This window comes from Duganella sp. GW821-FHT01E12 (assembly GCF_059422325.1).
On record NZ_JBWKWR010000004.1, the window covers coordinates 413,528 to 434,054 of the forward strand.

General features: G+C 64.6%; 17 protein-coding genes. 10 read left to right on the forward strand and 7 right to left on the reverse strand.

Translation table 11 applies throughout. The features are described from left to right. The first annotated feature begins 11 nt into the window (after window positions 1–11). The 8 genes from senA to AC07WS_RS15225 all read left to right on the forward strand — a co-directional run bounded on the left by senA (window position 12) and on the right by AC07WS_RS15225 (window position 8,136). Window positions 12–1,214, forward strand: coding sequence for a selenoneine synthase SenA (senA, locus tag AC07WS_RS15190; protein ID WP_494729888.1), 1,203 nt, complete (start codon window positions 12–14; stop codon window positions 1,212–1,214). Window positions 1,215–1,283: 69 nt separating this feature from the next. Then, the gene (locus AC07WS_RS15195) at window positions 1,284–2,573 is read left to right on the forward strand and encodes a Xaa-Pro dipeptidase (RefSeq protein WP_494729889.1); all 1,290 of its coding nucleotides are present in this window, start codon (window positions 1,284–1,286) and stop codon (window positions 2,571–2,573) included. A 155-nt stretch (window positions 2,574–2,728) separates the two neighbouring features. After that, complete coding sequence (locus tag AC07WS_RS15200) at window positions 2,729–3,481, forward strand: substrate-binding periplasmic protein (RefSeq protein ID WP_494729890.1); 753 nt, start codon at window positions 2,729–2,731, stop codon at window positions 3,479–3,481. A 24-nt stretch (window positions 3,482–3,505) separates the two neighbouring features. Further along, entirely contained in the window at window positions 3,506–4,714 is a 1,209-nt protein-coding gene (locus AC07WS_RS15205; protein ID WP_494729891.1) for a hypothetical protein, read from the forward strand. 37 nt (window positions 4,715–4,751) lie between these two features. Then, complete coding sequence (locus tag AC07WS_RS15210) at window positions 4,752–5,522, forward strand: substrate-binding periplasmic protein (RefSeq protein WP_494729892.1); 771 nt, start codon at window positions 4,752–4,754, stop codon at window positions 5,520–5,522. Between the two features lie 144 nt (window positions 5,523–5,666). Then, window positions 5,667–6,986 (forward strand): hypothetical protein, encoded by a 1,320-nt coding sequence (locus AC07WS_RS15215; RefSeq protein WP_494729893.1) that lies wholly within the window; start codon window positions 5,667–5,669, stop codon window positions 6,984–6,986. 221 nt (window positions 6,987–7,207) lie between these two features. Then, window positions 7,208–7,711, forward strand: coding sequence for a P-loop nucleotide/nucleoside kinase family protein (locus tag AC07WS_RS15220; RefSeq protein WP_494729894.1), 504 nt, complete (start codon window positions 7,208–7,210; stop codon window positions 7,709–7,711). An 11-nt stretch (window positions 7,712–7,722) separates the two neighbouring features. Then, window positions 7,723–8,136: a hypothetical protein gene (locus tag AC07WS_RS15225; RefSeq protein WP_494729895.1), complete on the forward strand. Its 414-nt coding sequence runs from the start codon at window positions 7,723–7,725 to the stop codon at window positions 8,134–8,136. On the opposite strand, the gene AC07WS_RS15230 is transcribed toward AC07WS_RS15225, so the two are convergent. The 5 genes from AC07WS_RS15230 to AC07WS_RS15250 all read right to left on the reverse strand — a co-directional run bounded on the left by AC07WS_RS15230 (window position 8,137) and on the right by AC07WS_RS15250 (window position 13,711). After that, complete coding sequence (locus tag AC07WS_RS15230; protein ID WP_494729896.1) at window positions 8,137–9,369, reverse strand: malic enzyme-like NAD(P)-binding protein; 1,233 nt, start codon at window positions 9,367–9,369, stop codon at window positions 8,137–8,139. Between the two features lie 91 nt (window positions 9,370–9,460). Next, window positions 9,461–10,753 (reverse strand): Glu/Leu/Phe/Val family dehydrogenase, encoded by a 1,293-nt coding sequence (locus AC07WS_RS15235; protein ID WP_494729897.1) that lies wholly within the window; start codon window positions 10,751–10,753, stop codon window positions 9,461–9,463. 141 nt (window positions 10,754–10,894) lie between these two features. Then, window positions 10,895–11,857: a LysR substrate-binding domain-containing protein gene (locus AC07WS_RS15240; RefSeq protein ID WP_494729898.1), complete on the reverse strand. Its 963-nt coding sequence runs from the start codon at window positions 11,855–11,857 to the stop codon at window positions 10,895–10,897. Between the two features lie 12 nt (window positions 11,858–11,869). After that, entirely contained in the window at window positions 11,870–13,228 is a 1,359-nt protein-coding gene (locus AC07WS_RS15245; RefSeq protein ID WP_494729899.1) for an MFS transporter, read from the reverse strand. Between the two features lie 12 nt (window positions 13,229–13,240). Beyond that, a complete protein-coding gene (locus AC07WS_RS15250; RefSeq protein WP_494729900.1) occupies window positions 13,241–13,711 on the reverse strand; it encodes a MarR family winged helix-turn-helix transcriptional regulator in 471 nt (156 codons plus the stop codon). A gap of 135 nt (window positions 13,712–13,846) precedes the next feature. Here AC07WS_RS15250 and AC07WS_RS15255 point away from each other — a divergent pair, with 135 nt between their 5' ends. Beyond that, window positions 13,847–15,052, forward strand: a complete 1,206-nt coding sequence (locus AC07WS_RS15255; protein ID WP_494729901.1) for a cation:proton antiporter — start codon at window positions 13,847–13,849, stop codon at window positions 15,050–15,052. A gap of 12 nt (window positions 15,053–15,064) precedes the next feature. After that, the gene (locus AC07WS_RS15260) at window positions 15,065–15,313 is read left to right on the forward strand and encodes a DUF3297 family protein (protein ID WP_117009826.1); all 249 of its coding nucleotides are present in this window, start codon (window positions 15,065–15,067) and stop codon (window positions 15,311–15,313) included. A gap of 56 nt (window positions 15,314–15,369) precedes the next feature. Here AC07WS_RS15260 and AC07WS_RS15265 read toward each other — a convergent pair whose 3' ends face one another. Further along, window positions 15,370–18,375, reverse strand: coding sequence for a TonB-dependent receptor (locus AC07WS_RS15265; RefSeq protein WP_494729902.1), 3,006 nt, complete (start codon window positions 18,373–18,375; stop codon window positions 15,370–15,372). Window positions 18,376–18,502: 127 nt separating this feature from the next. After that, a complete protein-coding gene (locus AC07WS_RS15270) occupies window positions 18,503–20,524 on the reverse strand; it encodes a glucosidase family protein (RefSeq protein ID WP_494729903.1) in 2,022 nt (673 codons plus the stop codon). Window positions 20,525–20,527: the final 3 nt, after the last annotated feature.

The following is a 20,527-nucleotide window of genomic DNA, read 5'->3' on the forward strand; positions in this document are numbered from 1 at the left end:
ACAATCGGCCCATGACTTCCAACCCAACTTCGTTCAGGACCGCCTCGCCGCAGCAGATGGCGCTGGCACTGCGGCATGCGCGGGATTATACGCTGTCGCTGTTCGACTGCTTCGCCGCCGCCGGCATGGACGTGGCCGAGCGCGTGCCGCAACTGCGCATCGTCAATCCGCCGCTGTGGGAACTGGGCCACACCGCGTGGTTCGCCGAATGGTTCATCCTGCGCGCGGCCGACTCCAGCCATCCGGCCGACGCCCACGGCCACTGCCTGCTCAGCAAGGGCGACGACTGGTTCGACTCTGCGCGGGTGCCGCACCGCAGCCGCTGGTCGCTGGACCTGCCCAGCACCGGCGCGTTGAAGACCTACTGCCACGAAGTGCTGGACCGGGTGCTCGACAAGCTCTCGCGCGAACCGAACGACAACGCGGCGCTTTATCCCTATCGGCTGGCGCTGGCGCACGAGGACATGCATGGCGAGGCGCTGCTCTACACCTTGCAGACGCTGGGCCTTGCCGCGCCGGAGCAGGCCGCGCACAACGGCCAGCCGCTGTTCGCGCCGTCGGAAATCGGCTTCCCCGGCGGGACCATCCAGCTGGGCAGCGCCGAGGGCAATGGCTTCACCTTCGACAACGAGCGCCAGGCGCACGCCTTCCGCGTGGCGCCGTTCACCATCGACAGCGCGCTGGTGACCAACGCGCAGTATGCCGATTTCATCGGCGACGGCGGCTACGACAACCGGCAGTTCTGGAGCGGCGCCGGCGCCGACTGGCTGATGCGGCAGGAGCGTTCGGCGCCGCGTTACTGGCAGCGCGACGGCGGCCAGTGGCGCACCGTGCGCTTCGGCCAGCCGGCGACGCTGGCCGGCGCCGAGCCTGTGCGCCATCTGAACCTGTACGAAGCGCAGGCCTATTGCGCCTGGGCCGGACGCCGCCTGCCCACCGAGGCGGAATGGGAATATGCAGCGCTGTCGGGCCATCCGGCGTTCCGCTGGGGCCAGTTGTGGGAGTGGACATCGACCCCGTTCGAGGCTTACCCTGGCTTCGCGGCGGATCGCTACCGCGAATATTCGGAGCCGTGGTTCTCCACGCACCAGACCTTGCGCGGCGCGTCGTTCGCCACGCCGCAGCGCTTTGTCTCGGCCAGGTTCCGCAACTTCTTCCTGCCTGAACGCGACGACATCTTTGCCGGCTTCCGCACCTGCGCATGGCCCGGATAATTCAACAATAAGAACGTTTTTTTGCGGGCGCTCTGCTATTCTTTTCTTTTCCTAGAAAAGGGCGTCCCGATGAAACTCAAGCATCTCCTGATTTCCGCCACCGTTGCGGCCACCCTGGGCGCGGCCGCGCCATCGTTCGCCGACGCCGGCAAAGTGGTGGCGATACGCGCCGGCCGGCTGGTCGACGTGGTCGCCGGCACGGTGCTCAAGGACCAGACCATCGTCATCACCGGCGAGCGCATTACCTCGGTCGGCCCCAGCGCCTCGGCCAAGGTGCCGGCGGGCGCGCAGCTGATCGACCTGTCGTCGCAGACCGTGCTGCCAGGCCTGATCGACATGCACACCCATCTGACCGGCGACCCTTACCTGGGCGGCTACAACGCGCTGGGCGTGTCGGACACGCGGGCCGCGCTGTACGGCGTGCGCGCCGCGCGCAAGACGCTGGAGGCGGGCTTCACCACCGTGCGCAATGTGGGCGCCGGCGGTTTCGGCGACGTCGCGCTGCGCGACGCCATCAACGACGGCGATTTCGTCGGCCCGCGCATGCGCACCGCTGGTTACGCCATCGGCATCCAGGGCGGCCACTGCGACGAGAACCTGCTGCCGGCCGATATGAAGTTCACCAGCCGCGGCGTGGCCGACGGGCCGTGGGAGGCGCGCGCCAAGGTGCGCGAGATGGCCAAGTACGGCGCCGACGTGATCAAGATCTGCGCCTCGGGCGGCGTGCTGTCCAAGGGCGACGAGCCGGGTGCGCAGCAGTACACGCTGGAGGAGATGCAGGCCATCGTCGGCGAGGCGCATAAGCTGGGCCGCAAGGTGGCGGCGCACGCGCACGGCACCAGCAGCATCCGCGATGCGATCCTGGCCGGCGTCGATTCGATCGAACACGCAAGCCTGATCGACGACGAGGGCATCAGGCTGGCGCGCGAGAAGGGCACTTATCTCGTGATGGACATCTACAACGACGACTTCATCCTGCAGGAGGGCGAGAAGGCCGGCATGCTGCCCGAGTCGATCGCCAAGGAAAAGGTGATCGGCCAGCTCCAGCGCGACAACTTCCGCAAGGCCTTCACCGGCGGCGCGAAGATGGCCTTCGGCACCGACGCCGGCGTTTATCCGCACGGCGACAACGCCAAGCAGTTCGCCTACATGATCAAGTACGGCATGACGTCGATGCAGGCGATCCAGGCGGCCACCATCAACGCGGCCGACCTGCTGGGCTGGAAGGACCGCGTGGGTTCCCTCACCGCCGGCAAGTTCGCCGACATCATCGCGGTCAAGGGCGATCCCACGGAAAACGCGACGGAGCTGACCAAGGTGACCTTCGTCATGAAGGGTGGCGAGGTCATCCGAAAATAAGCGCTTGCCGGCGGCCGCCATGGCGTGTTCTGAGCCGATGGTTCTGTTGCAAACTGTCAACGTAGATGGAAATCCGGGCCTCGGCGCTTGCTAAACCCGCCGCCGCAACGTACCTTGAAGTTGATGAATTTAGTCAACGTGGACGGGGGCGGGGAATGAAAAACATCATTGCGTTATCAGCGATCGCTGTTTCGCTGCAAGCGGCTGCCGCGGAGCCGCCCAAAACCCTGCAGCTGGCCAGTCTGGAGTGGATGCCATTTAGCGGGTCGACTTTGCCGGGCGACGGATTGTCCAGCACCGTCGTCGCGGAAGTGGAAAAGCGGCTGGGCAACAACATCAAGGTCAAATACTTTGAATGGAAGGACACGGTCGCCAAAGGCGAAACCGACCCCGAATATGCCGGATATTTTCCGGTGTATTACACGGCGGAGAGGGCGGAGACCAAATGCTACCTGTCGCAGCCGATAGGGAAGAGTGAAACCGGTATCGGCTATTTGAAAGACACCCCGGTGCTCTGGAAAAAAACCAGCGATCTGGCGGCATTCAAGATCGGCGTGGTGGAGGGCTATGCCAACAGCGCCGAGTTTGACGCTGCCGTCAAGCAGGGGAAGCAGGCGGTGGATGTGGGCAGCAGCGATACGAATAATGTGCGTAAGCTGGTCGGCAAGAAAGTGCCCGGCATCGTCGTCGACAAGCTGGTGCTGCGTTACCTGACGATGCATACCGCAGTCAAGGACAGCGTGATGTTCAGCGACCATCTGCTGACTGAAAACACGCTGCATGTCTGCTTCCGCCGCTCCCCCGCCGGCAAGGCGCTGCAGGAGGCTTTCGACGCCGAACTGAAAAAAGTCGATGGCGCCAAACTGGAAGCGGCTTATCTGAAACGCCTGGAAGCGGGCGCCAAATAGTGCGCGTCTATTCAAGGAAAAATCATGCGCATGAATTTAACCAAGGGTTTTTGGGGCGGTGCGTTGTGTGCGGCGACATTGGCTTGCGGCGCGGCGCGCGGCGGGGACTCGATCCCTTCGCCCTTGAGCATCGGCGGCGCGATACGGTTTAATTACGTCTACAAGAACTGGCAGCCCGACCATCCGCACGGCTTCTTCGGACTGGATACCGCGCGCCTGGACGTCAACTACGACGACGGCCGGTGGATCGGTTCGGGCCAATATCGCTACAACGATTTTCCGCAAGGGCAGGGCGACTACACCGAGCATTTCCTGCATCATGGCTGGATAGGCATGCGCTTTGCCGACAAGAGCACCGTGCATGTCGGGCTGGATAAAATCCCGTTTGGCCTGCAGCCGTTTGCCTCCAATAATTTCTACGAATCGATCGCGTTTTACACCGGGTTTGAGGACATGTATGACCTGGGCGTGACCTACGCCAGTAAGCCCGGCCCGCTGGAATGGCAGCTCGGTTTCTATCCGCGCGATGGCGGATCGTATGGCGGCAGTTCCAACACCGCCGGCGCGTCGAATCGCTACTCGTTCAACATCGTCCCGGACGATAACGCGCAGGGTTACGCCACCGGTCAAAGGGACAGCGAGCGCAATACCTTGGTCGCGCGCGCCGCGTGGCATCTTGGCGCCGGCGAAAAGCAGGAGGTCGGCCTGTCCGGCCTGACCGGCGAAATACGCAACGGCGCCGGCCAGAACTCTCGCCGCAACGCGCTCGCGGTCCACTACAAAGGCGCGTTTGGGCCGGTGGGCGTGATGCTGGAAGCGCTGCGTTACAGCTACCAAACCAGGCACGCGCCGAACCAGACCTACGCCGGCCTGGACCCGAACAGCTTCGTGATGCTGGGTGCGTTCGGTTATCCGTATCCGGTCGCGGCCAAGGGCGATATCTATGTCGCCAACATCAGCTATGACATCCCCGGGACCATCGGGCCGTTCACCGGGTTTAAGATATACAATGACTACAGCGTCCTGAGTAAGCGCATCGGCAATTACAAGGACTCGCAGCAGAACGTGACAGGGCTGAGCTTCGCCGCCGGAAAATGGTACTTCTACGCCGACTTCATGGCGGGCAGGCACCAGCCGTATATGGGACCGGATTTTGGCGGCCTGGGTTCGACCTCCACCAAGTATGATGGTGTTACCCATCGCGTCAATCTGCAGGCGGGCTACTATTTTTAGTTCTTCCCACACCCGGTTGACAGCCTATGGAGATGGCATGATGCGCTCGATGGCGGCGGCCCTGTGTTTGATGCTCGGCCTGAGTTTTGCCGGGATGGCTCGGGCGGAAACGGTCACCATCGCCACCGGCGAATTCCCGCCGTGGACCACCGGCAGCGCGAAGTATGGCGGTTTCGTGAACCGTGTCGTCGCTGCGGCGTTTGCCCGCAGCGGGCTCGATGTCCAATTCACCTATATGCCGTGGAAGCGTGCCGAAACCGAGACCAGGCTGGGACACTACGATGCCAGCGCGGTCTGGTTTGCCAGCCAGGCCAGCGAAGCCGATTTTGTCCTGAGCGAGCCGATCTCCAACCACAAGGAAGTGTTTTTTCATTTGAAGTCCAAGCCGTTTCCTCATTGGGCAAGCCTGTCCGATCTGCGCGGCGTAAAACTGGGCGCCACCCTTGGCTATACCTACACCGGCGATTTCTGGGCGATGGCGCGTTCCGGCAAGCTTCGCGTGGAGGTGGCCACCCGCGATGTACTGAACCTGAAAAAGATGCTGGCCGGCCGGATTGATGCCTTTCCCCTGGATGAGGTGAGCGGATGGCTGCTGCTGGCGAACCCCGAACTTTTTCCGCCCGGGACCAAGGATTTGTTTGCAACCGGATCGCCCCCCTTGCGCTCTACCCCGGGCTATCTGCGCTTCCCCAGGAATCAGGCGCGCACGCCTTATCTGGTGGGGAAATTCAACGCGGGTCTGCTGGAACTCAAGAGCGATGGCAGCTATGACAGGTTTTTCCAGGAGATGATTGCCGGGGTCTATTGAGGTCCTGATCGGCGAGACCCGGCCGCTGGCCGATCAGGTCATCCCGCTGGCTCGCGGGGCCATGCTGTTGTGGCGCGGATGGTATGGGGAGGGGATTGTTTTTCTATATACTTTTCGCTTTCAGACAGTGCACTGTGAGCCAGTATGCGTTTTCAAGCCTTACCCCGCCATCTGGCCTTGCTGGTGCTGGCCTCCGCGTTGAGCGCCTGCGGTGGCGGCGGTTCGCCTGGCGCCACGGCGCAACCTGACGCCACGTCCGCCACCTTCGTCGGCACCGCGCCCGACACCTCCGGCACGATCGCCATCGACGGCGTCCGGCAGACGGTTACGCTGCCGGGCGGCGCCGCGTTGAAAGGCATGGGCGATGCGCTGATCATCGGCGACCATATCGTGGTGCGCTCCTTCTCCGATACGACCGTTATCCAGAACGGCAATCAGGTGCATCCCCGAACGCGATTGAGTGTGCTGGACAAGGACGGCGCTCTGGTGTCCTCCATCGACTACGGCTTCACGCTGGCCGCCGGCTACCTGGGCGAGTGGCAGATGCTGCCGTCGCCGGACGGCTTTGTGATGGTGCAGTCAGGTCCCGGCGCCAAGTTGCTGCACTTCGACGCGCAGGCGAAGCAGATCGGCGGCGCCATTGACCTGTATCCGGCGGTCGCGCCCACGTCGACCACCGAACTGGCCGCCGCCGAAAGCAGCGGTGCGGTGGACGGCAACGGCTTCTGGCTGGTCACCACCTTCTCGCTGCTGCCGGTCACGGACAAGACCCAGTACATGCTCAAGCTGTGCAAATTCGATTTCGACGGCCGGCAGTTGACGCCACCGTTCGAGATATCGACGTCGGCGCTGCATCCGCGCGTGGCGGCGGCGGCCGGCGTGGTGCTCGCCACTTGGCTCGAAGGCGGCGGCGCCATGGTCGGCATGTGGCCCAAGGGGCTGGGCGCGCCGATCCTGCATTCGCTGGGCACCAGTGGTGCGCTGCCTTATCCGGTCGCGCTGGACACCAGCGGCAAAATGGGCGTGCTTTGGAACGGCAAGGCCTCACTCTCCAGCCCTGGCGGCGTAATGGGCGTGGCGCTCGACAAATCCGGCATCGCGGTGCTGCCGGCCGGCCGTACCGACCTGGGTCAGGAAACCCTGTCCAAGGGATGGGCGGGCAGCGGCCGTTCTCCCGACCTCGACGCGCATCTGTACAAGGGTAGCCTGCTGCTGGCCGATGTGGTGGTCGGCTCCTATAAAGTCGGCGATCCGGTGGGCGATGTGCTGGTGCTGGCCGATTACGGCGTCGGCACGGCGGCGCTGTCGGCGCAGAAGTCGACTGTCCTGCGCATCAAGCTGACCGGCACGGACACCGAGTTTGGCGGCACCGCAGTGATGCGGCAGATGGTGTTTGCCGACCACGCCGTGCTGCTGGTCGGCGATGAGCACCGCCTGGTGATGATGCGGATTAACCGCAGCTGAACCGCCTTCGGCTGGCGTTTGAGCTTTTGTTGACATGGTCGAAAAGCTATGCAATGCTTGGGCCATGATGCTGATTGCCCGCCAATACTCGAAGCTTGCGATTATTACCGCCATTTTTCCGATGGCGGGTTAGCTTTTTGCAGCAACGAGGAAGCCCGCCCTGGAGGCGGGTTTCTTTTTTGGGAGCCTGGTCTCCGGGGTTTTAAACCAAGGAGAGTCCCATGAAAACAGCAGTGCCTGAGGTAGCCGATGTCCCGACCCTGCATCTCGTGTGCGGGAAAATCGCCGCTGGCAAATCCACGCTGACCGGCGCGCTGGCGAGTCAGCCGAATACGGTGTTGATCAGCGAGGACAAGATGCTGGCGACGCTTTATCCCGGCGAGATAAAGTCGCTGGCCGACTACGTGCGCTGCACGGCCAAGTTGCGCAGCGCTTTGCATGGCCTGATCCGGGATATCCTGTCCGCGGGCAGTTCGGTGGTCTTGGACTTCCCGGCGAATACGATTGCGACGCGAACCTGGATGAAGTCCCTGCTGGCCGGTACGCAGGCCGCGCACTGCCTGCATTTTCTGGATGTCAGCGATGAGGAATGCAAGCGGCGCCTGAGGCTCCGCAATGAAGAAGGTGTCCACCAGTTCAGCACGAGCGAGGCGGAGTTCGATTTGATTACCCAGTACTTCGTTCCGCCCACGGATGCGGAAGGCTTCAACGTAAAAATCTCTTGAAAGGGCGGGATATGAAAGTCGGCGCGGTGGTCTTGGGAGCTTGTTGCGCCATGGGGCAGGCGCTGGCGGTCGATATTCCGATGGACGCCGGGCTGGCGGCCGGGCGGCTTGAATCCAGGACCTGTTACGCGGTGTTGAAGTACAAGGGCAAGCTGGTAGGCTATGAACTGGGCGGCGATCTGCTCGTTTCGTCCGGCGGCCGCCTGACCACTGTGCCCTCGGCCAGCAGCCACGATGTGGGCGACGGCCAGCCGCGCCGCTACGAAGGCGGCGGGCTGAGTTTCGATATCAAGCCGCTCAGCGACGAGAAGACCGAAACCGTCAAGGACATTACCTACACCATCAAGGAGCGCGCCGCCGCCGTCCTGGTCGAGAAGGGCAAGCGCCGGCGCTTCAGGCTCGATGTGCTCCTAAGCTGCGCCTGATCAGATCAGCGATTCGGCCAGGTCGCGCAGGTCTTCGGCGTATTCCAGCTCGATCAGCTCCTTGCGGGCGACGCCGCTGCGCCAGGCCGCAGTGGCGACCTTCGGCGTGACGCCGCTCAGCAGGCGCGGGTCCAGCAGACCCGGAACCACGTAGTCCTTGCCGAAACGGGCGTCGCTGCGGGCGATGTCGGCCAGCGCCACCACGCAGGCGCGCTTCATTTCCTGGTTGATGGTCGAGGCGCCGCAGTCCAGCGCCGCGCGGAACAGGTAAGGGAAGCACAGCGCGTTGTTGATCTGGTTAGGATAGTCCGAGCGGCCGGTGGCGATGATGGCGTCCGGCGCCACTTCGCGCACCAGTTCCGGACGCAGCTCCGGCTCCGGGTTGGCCAGCGTGAAGACGATAGGGTGGGGCTTCATGCGCTCGATGTCCATCGGCGACAGCACGCCGGGACCGGACACGCCGAGGAACACGTCGGCGCCGTCCATCACCTCGGACAGCTTGCTGGCGCTGGTGTCCTGCGCCCACGCGGCTTTTTCGCCGTCCAGTGCGCGGGCAGTGGTCAGCACGCCTTTGCTGTCGCAGACGTAGATGTTCTTGCGGCTCGCGCCCAGGTCCACCAGCAGTTCCAGGCAGGCGATGGCCGCCGCGCCGGCGCCGGAGCAGACGATCTTCACGCTGGCGATATCGCGGCCGGTCATCTCGATCGCGTTCAGCATGCCGGCGCCCACCACGATGGCGGTGCCGTGCTGGTCGTCATGGAACACCGGTATCGACAGGCGCTCGCGCAGCTTGCGCTCGATGTAGAAGCATTCCGGCGCCTTGATGTCTTCCAGGTTGATGCCGCCGAAGGTCGGATGCAGCGCGGCGACGATGTCGATCAGCTTATCGGGATCGGTTTCGTCGATCTCGATGTCGAAGGCGTCGATGCCGGCGAATTTTTTGAACAGCACCACTTTGCCTTCCATCACAGGCTTGCCGGCCAGCGCGCCGATGTTGCCCAGGCCGAGCACCGCCGTGCCGTTGGTGATCACGCCGACCAGGTTGCCCTTGGCGGTGTACTCGTAGGCCTTGGCCGGCTCGCGCTGGATTTCCACGCACGGCGCGGCCACGCCAGGCGAATACGCCAGCGCCAGGTCTTCCTGGGTGGCGACGCTCTTGGTCACTTCGATGGCGATCTTGCCGGCGCTGCCGGCGCGGTGGTAAGCCAGCGCTTTTTGTTCGATGGTGCTCATGGTGTCCTCGTTATTTTGTTGGGCTCTGAATGCGAAAAACGCCCGCACGGGCCGAAGCCGGTGCAGGCGCAAACTGCTGGGGATCAGTCGATCATGGATACAGGCCGCGTACTTCGCGGGCCTGCAGCACGCGGGTGCACGCCAGGATGAAGGTGGCGGTGCGCAGCGTTACCTTCTTCTCCTGCGACACCGTCCATACGGCGTTGAAGGCGTCCTGCATGATGCGGGTCAGGCGGGCGTTGATCTCGTCCTCGCTCCAGAAGAAGCTGGAGAAGTCCTGCACCCATTCGAAGTACGACACGGTCACGCCGCCGGCGTTGGCCAGCACGTCCGGCACGATCAGCACGTCCTTGTCGGTCAGGATGTCGTCCGCTTCCGGGGTGGTCGGGCCGTTGGCGCCTTCCAGGATGATCTTGGTGCGGATCAGCGGCGCGTTGGCGGCGGTGATCTGCTGTTCCAGCGCTGCCGGAATCAGGATGTCGGACTCGATGCCCCAGAACGCGTCGCGGTCCAGGAAGGCTTCGGCGCCGGCGAAACCTGTCACGCTGCCGCATTCGGCCACGTGCTGGTGCAGACGTGCCACATCCAGGCCACCTTGATTGACCACGGTGCCGGTGTGATCCTGCACGGCGATGACTTTGGAGCCGGCTTCCGCGAACATGGTCGCTGCCACGCCGCCGACGTTGCCGAAGCCTTGGATCGCCACACGAGCGCCTTCGATCGCCACGCCGCGCTTGGCGGCGGCTTCGCGGCCCACCACGAACACGCCGCGGCCGGTCGCTTCGCGGCGGCCCAGCGAGCCGCCCAGCGAGATTGGTTTGCCGGTCACGACGCCGGTCGACAGGTTACCTTCGATCATGGCGTAGGAGTCCATCATCCATGCCATCACCTGTTCGTTGGTGTTGACGTCCGGTGCCGGGATGTCCTTGTTTGGTCCGATGATCAGCGAGATTTCGCTGGTGTAGCGGCGGGTCAGGCGTTGCAGCTCGCCGCGCGACAGGGTCTTCGGATCGACACGGATGCCGCCCTTGGCGCCGCCGTATGGCACGTTGACGGCCGCGTTTTTCACGGTCATCCATGCCGACAGGGCCATCACTTCGGACAGGGTCACGTCCTGGTGGAAGCGCACACCGCCTTTGCCGGGGCCGCGCGACATGTTGTGCTGGACGCGGTAGCCTTCGTAGTGGGCGATGGAGCCGTCATCGCGCTCGATCGGCACGTCGACGGTCAGGATGCGCTTCGGGCGCTTCAGGGTTTCGACCCAGCGCGACAGGCTGCCCAGGTGCGGGGTGACGCGGTCGATCTGCTGCAGGTAGACGCCCCAAGGGCCCAGGTCTTCTGGATTGAGGTAGGAAGGCAGTGCGTGTGCTTGTACAGTGGTCATGCTCAAGTCTCCGTTGAATTCGTGGCTGAAGTCCGCTCGTGGCGCTCTTCAAGTGGGTCGAATCATAGGACGGGAGACTGAAAACGGGCCAATGCTGTATGCGCATTCGGCTATGCAAAAAATGCATAGTTATGGCGGGGCTTATCTTTCCGACACGGCGACGCGGCGTTTGCGGCCGCTGTTTTTCTGCTGCTGTTCGAGGAATTCCCACAGCCGCTCGACGATGGCCTTGCCGCGCCGGTGCACCGACGGCCGCTCGCGGTACAGGCGGATCTCCATCTCGATTTCCCACTCCGATGCGCCGCCGTCGGCGCGCGCCAGCTGCTTTTGCTTGAGCTCCCGGGTGACCGCCGATTCGGGCAGGAAGGCCACGCCGCGGCCCTCCAGCGCCATCATCTTCAGGCCTTCGGCCATGTCGGTCTCGTAGTGCGGGTCCAGGTGCAGCGGCGTTTTTGCGTCGGTCAGGATCAGCTCCACCATGCGGCCCAGGTAGGCGTTGTTGGTGTACGATAAAAACGGCAACGGCTCCTTCTTGGTGCCGGGCAGCGTGAATTCCGGCGCCTTGTTCTTGTCGCAGCGCGCGTAGGCGCACAGCGATTCGCGGCCCATCACCAGCATGTCGTAGCGGCCCGGATCGAGCTGCACCGGCTGGCGCGGATGGTGGTAGCACAGCAGCAGGTCGCAACCGCCTTCGACCAGCTGCATCACCGCGTCGTGCACGTTGAGCGCCATCAGGCGGCTGCTGATCGGCGCGAAGTCCTGCTCCAATGCGGTTAGCCATTTCGGCACGAAGGTCAGCGACAGCGTGTGCGGCACCGCCAGGTCGATGCTGGTCTGCGCGGCGGCGCGCTTGGAGCGCAGCATGTCGCGCGCGCCGTTGATCTGCGCCAGCATCTCCAGCGCCTGCTCGTAGAACACGATGCCGGCCGGCGTCAAACGCGTGGGGTAGGACGTGCGGTCGATCAGGTCCGTCCCCAGCCAGTTTTCCAGCGACTGGATGCGGCGCGAAAAGGCGGGCTGCGTCACGTGCCGCAGCGCCGCCGAGCGGCTGAAATTATTGGTCTCGACCAGCGAGATGAAGTCTTCCAGCCATTTGGTTTCCATGCGCTTTTCCTTTTACTGCGGTTGCGGGGTGTTCGCGGTGTTGTCGCTGCTGATGCTGCGGATCGGCGTGAGCAGATAGGCCAGCGTTGCGAACACCACCAGTATGATGCCACCGCCGAGGAACAATTGCGACAGCGAGATCTTGGTCAGCACCCAGCCGGCGCCGGCGGCCGACAACGGCGCCAGTCCCATGAAGATGAACATGAAGATGCTCATGGCGCGGCCCATCATGTGCGGCGGCACGCGGCGCTGGATCCAGGTGAAGACCTTGATCTGCATGTAGCCCGACAGCAGGCCGAGGGCCAGCATCAGCGCGCAGGCCTGCCACGGCGCCTGCACGGCGCCGAGCGGCATCACCAGCAGGCCGGCGATGGCGTCGCCCGCCAGCAGCACGGTGCCGAAGCTGGCGAAGCGCAGGCGCGCGCCCGCCACCGCCGCCACGGCCATCCCGAGCAGCATGCCGGCGCCGTTGGCGCCCATCAGCAGGCCGAAGGCGGAGGCGCCGTGCAGCTTCTCGCTGGCCAGCACCGGCAGCGCCACCTGCATCGCGCCGCCGATGAACAGCGACACCGTGCCCCAGTAGATGAAGCACAGGCGCAGCGGCACGTCGTTCCACACCATCGCCAGGCCGGCGCCGACGGAGCGCAGCACCGATTGCGGCGCTTCCGTGTGCTCCGGCGCCTTCAGCATGCCGACCTTGGACAGGGTCCACGCGGAGATCAGGAAGCTGAAGCAGTCGAAGCCGAACGCAAAGGCCAGGCCGCGCGCGTCGGCCACCACGCCATCGCCACCGCCGGAGATGGCCAGCAGGCCGGCCGCCAGCAGGGGGCCGATCAGCATCGACACCTGGCGCAATCCCATCAACACGCCGTTGGCGGCCTGCAGGTGCTCGGCGGCTATCGCCTGCGGCATGATCGAGGTGCCCGACGGGATGCCGAACGCCTGCGCCAGGCCGATGCCGAAGGCCAGCACGTAGATCACCATCAGCGTCAGGTGGGCGTTCATGTCGACGGTCAGCGTCAGCGAGTCGCTGAGCGACAGCGTCAGCGTGGGCTGGTTGTTCAGCACCAGCAGCGTGAGCACGCCAAGCAGCAGGGCGTTGGCGTACTTGCTCAACATGAGTACGCGCTTGGGCGAGTAGCGGTCCACCACCGCGCCGCCGATCAGGATGAAGACCGCGCGCGGTATGCTCATCAGCGCGATGACGAAGCCCAGCGCCAGCGTGTCGCCGGTGAGCTTGAGCACCAGCCAGGGCAGGGCCACCATGGTCAGCTGATCGCCCAGCATGGAGATCACGCCGCCGCGCAGCAGCCACTTGAAGTTATGGTCGCGCATCAGGGCCGCGCGTTGCAGTTTTTTGGGATCGTCCATGATGGCGGTCTCTCAGGAGTTGGTGGCGTTCATGCCGGCGATCAGGCCGAGCGCCGTGCTCAGTTCATCGAAATGCGCGGTGGGGCAGTTGCGCAGCAGTTCCTTGCTGATCTGCTCCGCCACGGAGACGGCGTTGTTGAGCAGTTCGCGGCCGGTGGCGGTGATGGCGGCATAGGCCACACGGGCGTCGCGCGGGTCCTGCTGGCGTTCGACCAGGCCGATTTTCTCCAGCGGCAGCAGGGTGCGCGTGACGCCGGACGCGGTCAGCCCCTGGCGCTCGGCCAGGTCGACGCGGCGCAGGCGGCCGCCGGGGGCGCGGTTCAGGTAGTGCAGCAGCATGAAGTCGCCGAAGCTGATGCCGTGGTAGCCGCCCAGCACCTGGTCGAGCCGGCGCACCAGCGTGGCCTGCGCGCGCGCCAGCCGCAGCGCGAATTCCAGGCTGGGGCTGATCTCGGCCGGGGTGTCGTTGATGTTGTCGTTCATGGTGTGCTCCATTGTCAATTAATTCTTGATAAATGCTTGATTGCGCAAGTATATACGAATTGATTGACTGCGCAAGTAGTTTTTGCCAATTAAACGTGGTATCGTTTCCAGCGGCGAAAAATAATTGGAGACAAGATGCACATGGGGACCACCGAAATCTTCCTGATCGCGATGCTGATCATCTTTAGCGTGCCATATCTGATCTGGCGCCTTGGCAATACGGACTACTATGCGCCGCTGGTGGTGGTGCAGATCATCGCCGGCATTTTGCTGGGGCCGGGCATCATGGGGCGCGCCTATCCCGAGTACTACAGTTTCGTGTTCAACCCGCAGGTGGTGCAGTCGCTCAACGGCATCGCCTGGTGGGCGGTGATGATCTTCGTGATGATCGCCGGCATCGAGCTGGACCTGAAAAAAGCCTGGGAACACCGCCGCGAAAGCACCATCACCGCCGGCCTGGCGCTGGGCACGCCACTGGCGTTCGGCTGCGTTGCCGCGCTGGGGCTGCTCGGCTACGCCGGCTGGATGGGGCCGAAGGCGCACAGCTGGCAGTTCGTGCTGGGCGTGGGCATGGCCTGCGCCGTCACCGCGCTGCCCATCCTGATCCTGCTGATGGAAAAGCTGGAGATCCTGCGCCAGCCGATCGGCCAGCGCATCCTGCGCTATGCCAGCCTGGACGACATCGCGATATGGGGCGTGCTGGCGGTGATCCTGCTGGACTGGGACCGCGTCGGCCGCCAGGTCGGCTTTTTGCTGGCGTTCGCCGTGGCGACCTGGCTGTTCCGCAGGATGATGGCGCGCCTGGAAGAGCGCGACCGCTGGTACGTTTCCTTCATCTGGCTGGCGGTGTGCGCCTTCGCGGCCGACTGGGCCGGCCTGCACTACATGGTCGGCGCCTTCCTGGCCGGCGCGGTGATGGATGCCGCATGGTTCAACCAGGAGAAGATGGACTTCCTGCGCGCCAACGTGCTGATGGCCGTGATGCCGGTGTTCTTCCTCAGCACCGGCCTGCGCACCAACTGGGCGGTGGGCGGTTCGGCCGTGTTCATCGTGGCGGCGGTGCTGCTGGTGGCCTCGGTCAGCGGCAAGCTGGCCGGCATCCACCTCGCCGGCAAGATCCTCAAGTGGGGGCCGGGCGAGGCGTCCATCATCGGCTGGCTGCTGCAGACCAAGGCGCTGATCATGATCATTTTTGTCAACATTTTGCTCGACAAGCAGATCATCACCAGCGAGACCTTCACCGCGCTGCTGCTGATGGCCATCGGCAGCACGATGCTGACGGTGCCGATGGTGTACCCGAAATTGCAACGGGTCGCGCAGCTGATCTTCAAAACCAGCTGATATAATTGCGGGATGAACGATACTACTCAACTCCCTCCGCTGCCGGATCGTCTGTCGATCGACCCGCGCAGCAAATTCCACGTTGCCGCCGTGTTCGAACACGATGTGGGCATCCGTTTTAACGATAAAGAACGCCTGGACGTCGATGAGTACTGCATCAGCGAAGGCTGGATCAAGGTCCCGGCGGGCAAGAGCCTGGACCGCAAGGGCAACCCGATGCTGATCAAGCTCAAGGGCAAAGTCGAAGCGTTTTACCGTTAATTCAATCGCAGCACTACAAAAACCACCCGTCGGGTGGTTTTTTTTTGAGGTTACGGTCAGAACTTGTAGTTGTACTGCGCCGTGAAGCGCACCTGCCGTTCCGGTGAGCGGCCCAGCACCTGGTTGTAGTAAGGACTGATGGTGTCCGCGCCCGAGTTGTAGACCGGCTGCGTGGCCAGGTCGGTCTGCTGGTTCAACAGGTTGAAGACGTCGGCCTTCAGGCTCAGGCCCTTGAGCCAGAGCGGCATGTAGGTCACGTTGAGAGCCAGGCGCACGTCGGTCGGCAGCGTGCCGGCCGTGCCGCGCGGCGTCAGTTTCTCGTCGCAATAGAAGGTCGCGGCGCCGTACCAGCCGGCCGGATTGTTGTTGACGTTGAGCGCCTTGGGCAGGTTGCCGATGCAGGACTTCGGCGCGCCGGTGGCGATGTTTACATTGGCGCCCAGCCGCCATTCGGCAGTCAGGTCATAGAAGCCGAACGCCTTAAGCACGTGCGAGTGGTTGTTGGGCAGCAGGCCGTTCGCGCCGGTCATCAGCTCCGGATAATCGAAGGCGGTAGTGGCGGCCAAGTCGGCCTGGCCGATGTCCGACGCCACCTGGCCCTCCATATTGCCCCGGCTGCGCGACCAGGTGTAATTGACCTTGCCGTACCAGCCGTTGCGCAGCGGGTGCTCGACGAAGAAGTCCAGCGCCGTGTAGATGCGCTCCACTTTCGGCAGGCCCATGTCCTCTGCCGACAGCGGCACCGTCACCAGCTTGCCGTCGCCGCGCAGGTCCAGCTCCAGCGTATTGCCGCGTCCTGGATTGATCAGCAGGCAGGGCATGCTGTACTTGCTGGCATTGACGTTGTTGCGGCGCGCCCAGGCATCCACCGGACGCTGGTCGCACCAGTCTTCGATGGTGTTGCGCAGCGTGCGGTAGGTGAACTTGGTGCCAACCGAGTAGTTCGGCGTCAGCGCCGCCTCGAAGCCCAGCGCCAGTTCGTCCTGGTAGGTGGCGCCCAGATTGCTGGCCGCCACCTGGTGCGGGTCCTTGGCCTGGCCGTACTCATTCCCGGCGGAGAAGGGCGGGCTGATTTCGGTCAGGCCGGTCGGCACGCCGGTCTTGGGATCGACGCCGGTGTAGGTGAAGTAGTGGTCGATGTGCACCGGGTTGCCCGCCAGGCGCAGCGCCACGCTGGTGGGAATCTGCAGGTGGTAGCGGCCGGCGTTGGCGAACAGTTTCAGGCTGCTGTCGCCGCGCACGTCCCAGGCCGCGCCCAGGCGCGGCGCCAGCATGTGGCGCTGCTCGGCGTACGGCACGCCGAAGCTGTTCTTGTTGGTGAACTGCTCGTTGCGCAGGCCCAGGTCCAGCAGCAGCCGCTCCGTGATCTGCCAGCGGTCCTGCAGGTACTGAGCGCTCTGGTCGGTCTTGGGCGAGGCCGAATCGCTCTGGTGGTATTCATCCACGTAGTAGCCCAGGGTGCCGTAGCCGCCGCCGGATGCGGGCGAGCGTCCGCCCGGCACCGGCGCATTCGGATTGGAGGAGCGGGAGTAGTACCAGGTGCCACCGCCGGCCAGCGAGGAACCGTTGATGGACGAGACGTTATTGCGGTCGAGGCCAGCGCGCAGCGCATGGTCGCCCAGCTTGTACTCGACGTCCAGGCGCAGCGTGGACTGCTTGTCCTCCGCGTTCTCCACCTGCATGGTGCCGCCTATGGGTTGCGGGTTGTTGTAGGTGAGCCCCGGCACCTGCGCGCGCGCCGGCGCGCTGACCTGGTACACGCCCGGCACGTAGCCTTCCACGCTTTGCGGATAGGTCGACTTGAAGCGGCCCGCCAGCGCGGTCACGGTCAGGCGGTCGGTCAGGAAGCCGGTGTACTTCAGGATAGAGTCGTTGGTGATGGCGCCGTCGCCGGTCACGCCGTCGGCGCGCACGTTGTTGCGCTGTAGCGTGGCGTAGTCGAAGCCGTAGTTCTGCTGCGTCTTCTTGTACTCGTCGTGGATCTGGGTGAACTCCAGGCGGTGGTTGTCGTTGATGTTGTAATCGAGTTTGACCAGGTAGCGCGGCGTGCGGGTCTCGCGCTCGGTCCAGCCGTTGGTCTTGTTGGTCGAATCGGAGTCCTTGCTGATGTAGCCGGAGGTGAAGCGGTCCTGTTCCACGTTGGCGAACACGAACAGCTTGTCCTTGATCAGCGGGCCGCCGACATACGCGCTGCCGAAGACGTCGTTGGCGTTGTTGGCGGCGCGGTAGGTCAGCAACTTGCCGTCGGTGGCCGGGTTGGCGCCGGTTTGCGGATAGTAGGTGTCCTCCGGTTTCGCGCGCAGCTTGTTGGGCGTGTACTGCAGCACCGCGCCGGCTTCCCAGCGGTTGGTGCCGCTCTTGGTCGTGATGTTGACCACGCCGCCGGTGGAGCGGCCGAATTCCGCGCTGTAACCGCCCTGCAGGATCTGCGCCTGCGCGATGGCGAAGAACGGCAGCGTGGTCGAGCCGATCTGCTTGTACACATTGGTGACCGGGAAGCCATTGATGTAGTACGAGTTCTCCGACACGCCGGCGCCGCCGAAGCTGTCGCCGCCGATGCGCGGATTGCCGCGCGAGGTGCCGGGCGCCAGCTGGATGATGCCCGACAGGCTTTGCGCCACCGGCAGCGCCTCCAGTTGGCGCGCGGTGAACACGGCGCCGTTGTTGGTGTTGCTGACGTCGATGGTGCGGCGCCGTGTCGAGACGGTGACCGCCTGCACGCTGTCGAACGAAGCCTCGACGCCCTGGCCGATCAGGGCTTCCACTTCCAGCGTGCGTTCGATTTCGTCGCCGCGCATCAGCATGACCTTATAGGCGCCGGGCTGCATGGAGGTGGCCTGATAGCGTCCGGCGGCGTCGGGATGGACGGTGCGGCGCGCGCCGGTGGCGACGTTCTCCAGCACCACGCTGGCGCCGTTGGCGTTGGCGATCTGGCCGAAGATGGTGCCGGTGGCGTTAGATTGCGCGTAGGCTGGTGCGGGCAGGCTGCCCGATAGCAGGACGCCGCCAAATGCCAGCGCGAGGGCGTGGGCTACCACTGTCATCCGAGTATTGTTGTTCATGATGTCTCCTTATCGTTTTTATGTTGATGGCCGGCTGCCGAAGACAGCCGACGGAGACATACTAGGCAAGGCGCGGATCGCAATCTAATGAATCTTTAACGACTACCGTTGCTGAAAACGATATGCGTCAATCGGGCAGCGTGACCTGCAACGGCGCCTTGCCGTCCCAGGCGCGGTTGAGCAGGGTCTTGCCGTCCAGGCGCACCAGCACGCGTTGTTCCGGCTGTCCCGGTTTCAGGCGCGTGGTGGACAGTTCCAGTCCTTCGCCCTGTTCGCCCGCGCCGAAAGCGCGTATGCGCCGCAAGGCCATGCGCGGCCAGCCCTTGGGCAGGCGTGGCGCGAAACTGAAGCTGCGCAAACCGGTCGGCTCGATGCCGAACAGGCCCTCGGTCATCACCCGCGCATACAGGCCGCTTTCCGCCGACAGGTGGCGCTGCTGGCCTTCCGGCCATGCCTCCACTGCGTATGGCACATGCTCGCCCAGCAGGCGGCGGCCGGAGTAGTAGCGCAGGTAGGGCATGGTGCGTTCCAGTTCGCCCGCCTTCAGCAGGCCGCGCAAGGTGTACAGCGTGGCGCGGTCCCAGAAGGTCTTGTCGCCGGCCTCGGTCAGCACGCCGTTCTCCGACCACAGTTGCGGCGACAGCAGCGCATCGATGGTGCCGCGCTGGCGTTCCGTGATGCCGAGCGCCAGCGGCAGCGCGATCCACGCGCGCAGCTTGTCGTTGCCGGCGTAGTAGCGGTAGGTGTCGTAGCCGCCGATGTTGGTGCCGAAGTAGCGCTCGATGGCGGCGCGCTGTTCCTGCGCCTCGTGCTGTAGCACTGCGGCGCGCTGCGGCTCGCCCAGCGCGGCGTTCAGGCGCGCGGCGCCGGACAGGCCGCCGTAGGCCAGCACGTTGGTCGAGAGGTTGGCTTTGCCTGCCGGGAAGCGGCCTTCCAGTTCATCGCTGTCGGAATGGACGATGCCGTCGGCGTCGCGCTGGCGGCGCGTGAATTCAAGACACCAGTCGATCAGCGGCAGCAGCTGGCGCGCAGTGCCGGCGTCGCCCTGCGCCAGCGCGAACTGGCTGGCACCGTAGGAGATCATGGCGCAGTCGCCGCGGTCGCCGGCGCCGTTCCAGTAGCTGCGGCCCTCGGCGACGATGGAGGAGGGCAGCGGCTTGTATTCGGGATTCATGTAGCGGGCGAACAGGCCGAAGCTGGTGACCGCGCTCTGCACGGCGGCGCGGTCGCCCAGGTAGGGGAAGAAGGGATTGACGTACTCCGCCTGGTCGTTGGCCCACACGGCTGCGTAGTAGCGCGTGCCGCCCGGCCCGTGCAGCAGGCCGCCGCGCGTGGCGAACACGCTTTCGGCGGCGCGCACCTTGGAGAAGGCGAACATGGCGTCGAGCACCGGGTCCGGCGTTTCCAGTACCAGCTCACCGCGCCATTGCGCCACCTTACGGGCGCGCGCTTGCAGGGCTTCTTCGCCGTCAACGTAGACCATTTCGTTTTGCAGGCGGCCGCTGATGATCACGTCCACGTGCACGCGCGCGCCCGGCGCCAGCGTGCCTTCGCGTGCGGGGGACTGCACGGCGATCACATAGGCGCCGTGCGTGCCTTTGTCGGCGGGCGTGGTCTCGCTGGCGTCCAGCGCGGCGAAGCTGTAGCGGCGGGCGGTCTTGCCGTTGTTGACCAGTTCCAGACGCTCCACCAGCGCCGGTTCGTCCGGCGACGGCGTCAGTGTACGGGTCAAAAGCAGCCCAGGCGCCAGCTGGGATTGCAGCGCGAGGCGGCCGTCGAAGCGCACCTGCCGCAGGTGCTCGGCGGCGGTCGGCGCGCCGTCGATCGCGATGGCGGGCGTGGCTTCCGGGCCGAACTTGCGTATCAGGCTGGCGTGCGTGTCGTCGGGGATGGTGCGCAGCATCGGCCACACCACGGTGCGCGACAGCAGCAGCGTGCCGTCGGCCTGGCTGCCGTAGTCGATCACCGCCGACACCTGCCGGCCGCTCATCTCCAACTGGTCGCGATGGGTGTCGCCGACCTGCCAGCGGATGGCGTTGCCGTCGATCTGCCAGCGCGGCGTGAAGGCCGGCGGCGCGGCCTGCGCCAGGCTGGCTGCGAATAGCGCCGCGGCCATGGCGACGGCGCGCGTGCGTAATGTCATGTGCATGCG

What these genes read in the sequence shown, in the direction of transcription:
- AC07WS_RS15195 (WP_494729889.1), top strand. Translation starts at nt 1,284, where the DNA reads ATGAAACTCAAGCATCTCCTGATTTCCGCCACCGTTGCGGCCACCCTG.
- AC07WS_RS15245 (WP_494729899.1), bottom strand. Translation starts at nt 13,228, where the DNA reads ATGGACGATCCCAAAAAACTGCAACGCGCGGCCCTGATGCGCGACCAT.
- AC07WS_RS15200 (WP_494729890.1), top strand. Translation starts at nt 2,729, where the DNA reads ATGAAAAACATCATTGCGTTATCAGCGATCGCTGTTTCGCTGCAAGCG.
- senA (WP_494729888.1), top strand. Translation starts at nt 12, where the DNA reads ATGACTTCCAACCCAACTTCGTTCAGGACCGCCTCGCCGCAGCAGATG.
- AC07WS_RS15235 (WP_494729897.1), bottom strand. Translation starts at nt 10,753, where the DNA reads ATGACCACTGTACAAGCACACGCACTGCCTTCCTACCTCAATCCAGAA.
- AC07WS_RS15270 (WP_494729903.1), bottom strand. Translation starts at nt 20,524, where the DNA reads ATGCACATGACATTACGCACGCGCGCCGTCGCCATGGCCGCGGCGCTA.
- AC07WS_RS15215 (WP_494729893.1), top strand. Translation starts at nt 5,667, where the DNA reads ATGCGTTTTCAAGCCTTACCCCGCCATCTGGCCTTGCTGGTGCTGGCC.
- AC07WS_RS15250 (WP_494729900.1), bottom strand. Translation starts at nt 13,711, where the DNA reads ATGAACGACAACATCAACGACACCCCGGCCGAGATCAGCCCCAGCCTG.
- AC07WS_RS15255 (WP_494729901.1), top strand. Translation starts at nt 13,847, where the DNA reads ATGCACATGGGGACCACCGAAATCTTCCTGATCGCGATGCTGATCATC.
- AC07WS_RS15210 (WP_494729892.1), top strand. Translation starts at nt 4,752, where the DNA reads ATGATGCGCTCGATGGCGGCGGCCCTGTGTTTGATGCTCGGCCTGAGT.
- AC07WS_RS15205 (WP_494729891.1), top strand. Translation starts at nt 3,506, where the DNA reads ATGCGCATGAATTTAACCAAGGGTTTTTGGGGCGGTGCGTTGTGTGCG.
- AC07WS_RS15265 (WP_494729902.1), bottom strand. Translation starts at nt 18,375, where the DNA reads ATGAACAACAATACTCGGATGACAGTGGTAGCCCACGCCCTCGCGCTG.
- AC07WS_RS15260 (WP_117009826.1), top strand. Translation starts at nt 15,065, where the DNA reads ATGAACGATACTACTCAACTCCCTCCGCTGCCGGATCGTCTGTCGATC.
- AC07WS_RS15230 (WP_494729896.1), bottom strand. Translation starts at nt 9,369, where the DNA reads ATGAGCACCATCGAACAAAAAGCGCTGGCTTACCACCGCGCCGGCAGC.
- AC07WS_RS15220 (WP_494729894.1), top strand. Translation starts at nt 7,208, where the DNA reads ATGAAAACAGCAGTGCCTGAGGTAGCCGATGTCCCGACCCTGCATCTC.
- AC07WS_RS15225 (WP_494729895.1), top strand. Translation starts at nt 7,723, where the DNA reads ATGAAAGTCGGCGCGGTGGTCTTGGGAGCTTGTTGCGCCATGGGGCAG.
- AC07WS_RS15240 (WP_494729898.1), bottom strand. Translation starts at nt 11,857, where the DNA reads ATGGAAACCAAATGGCTGGAAGACTTCATCTCGCTGGTCGAGACCAAT.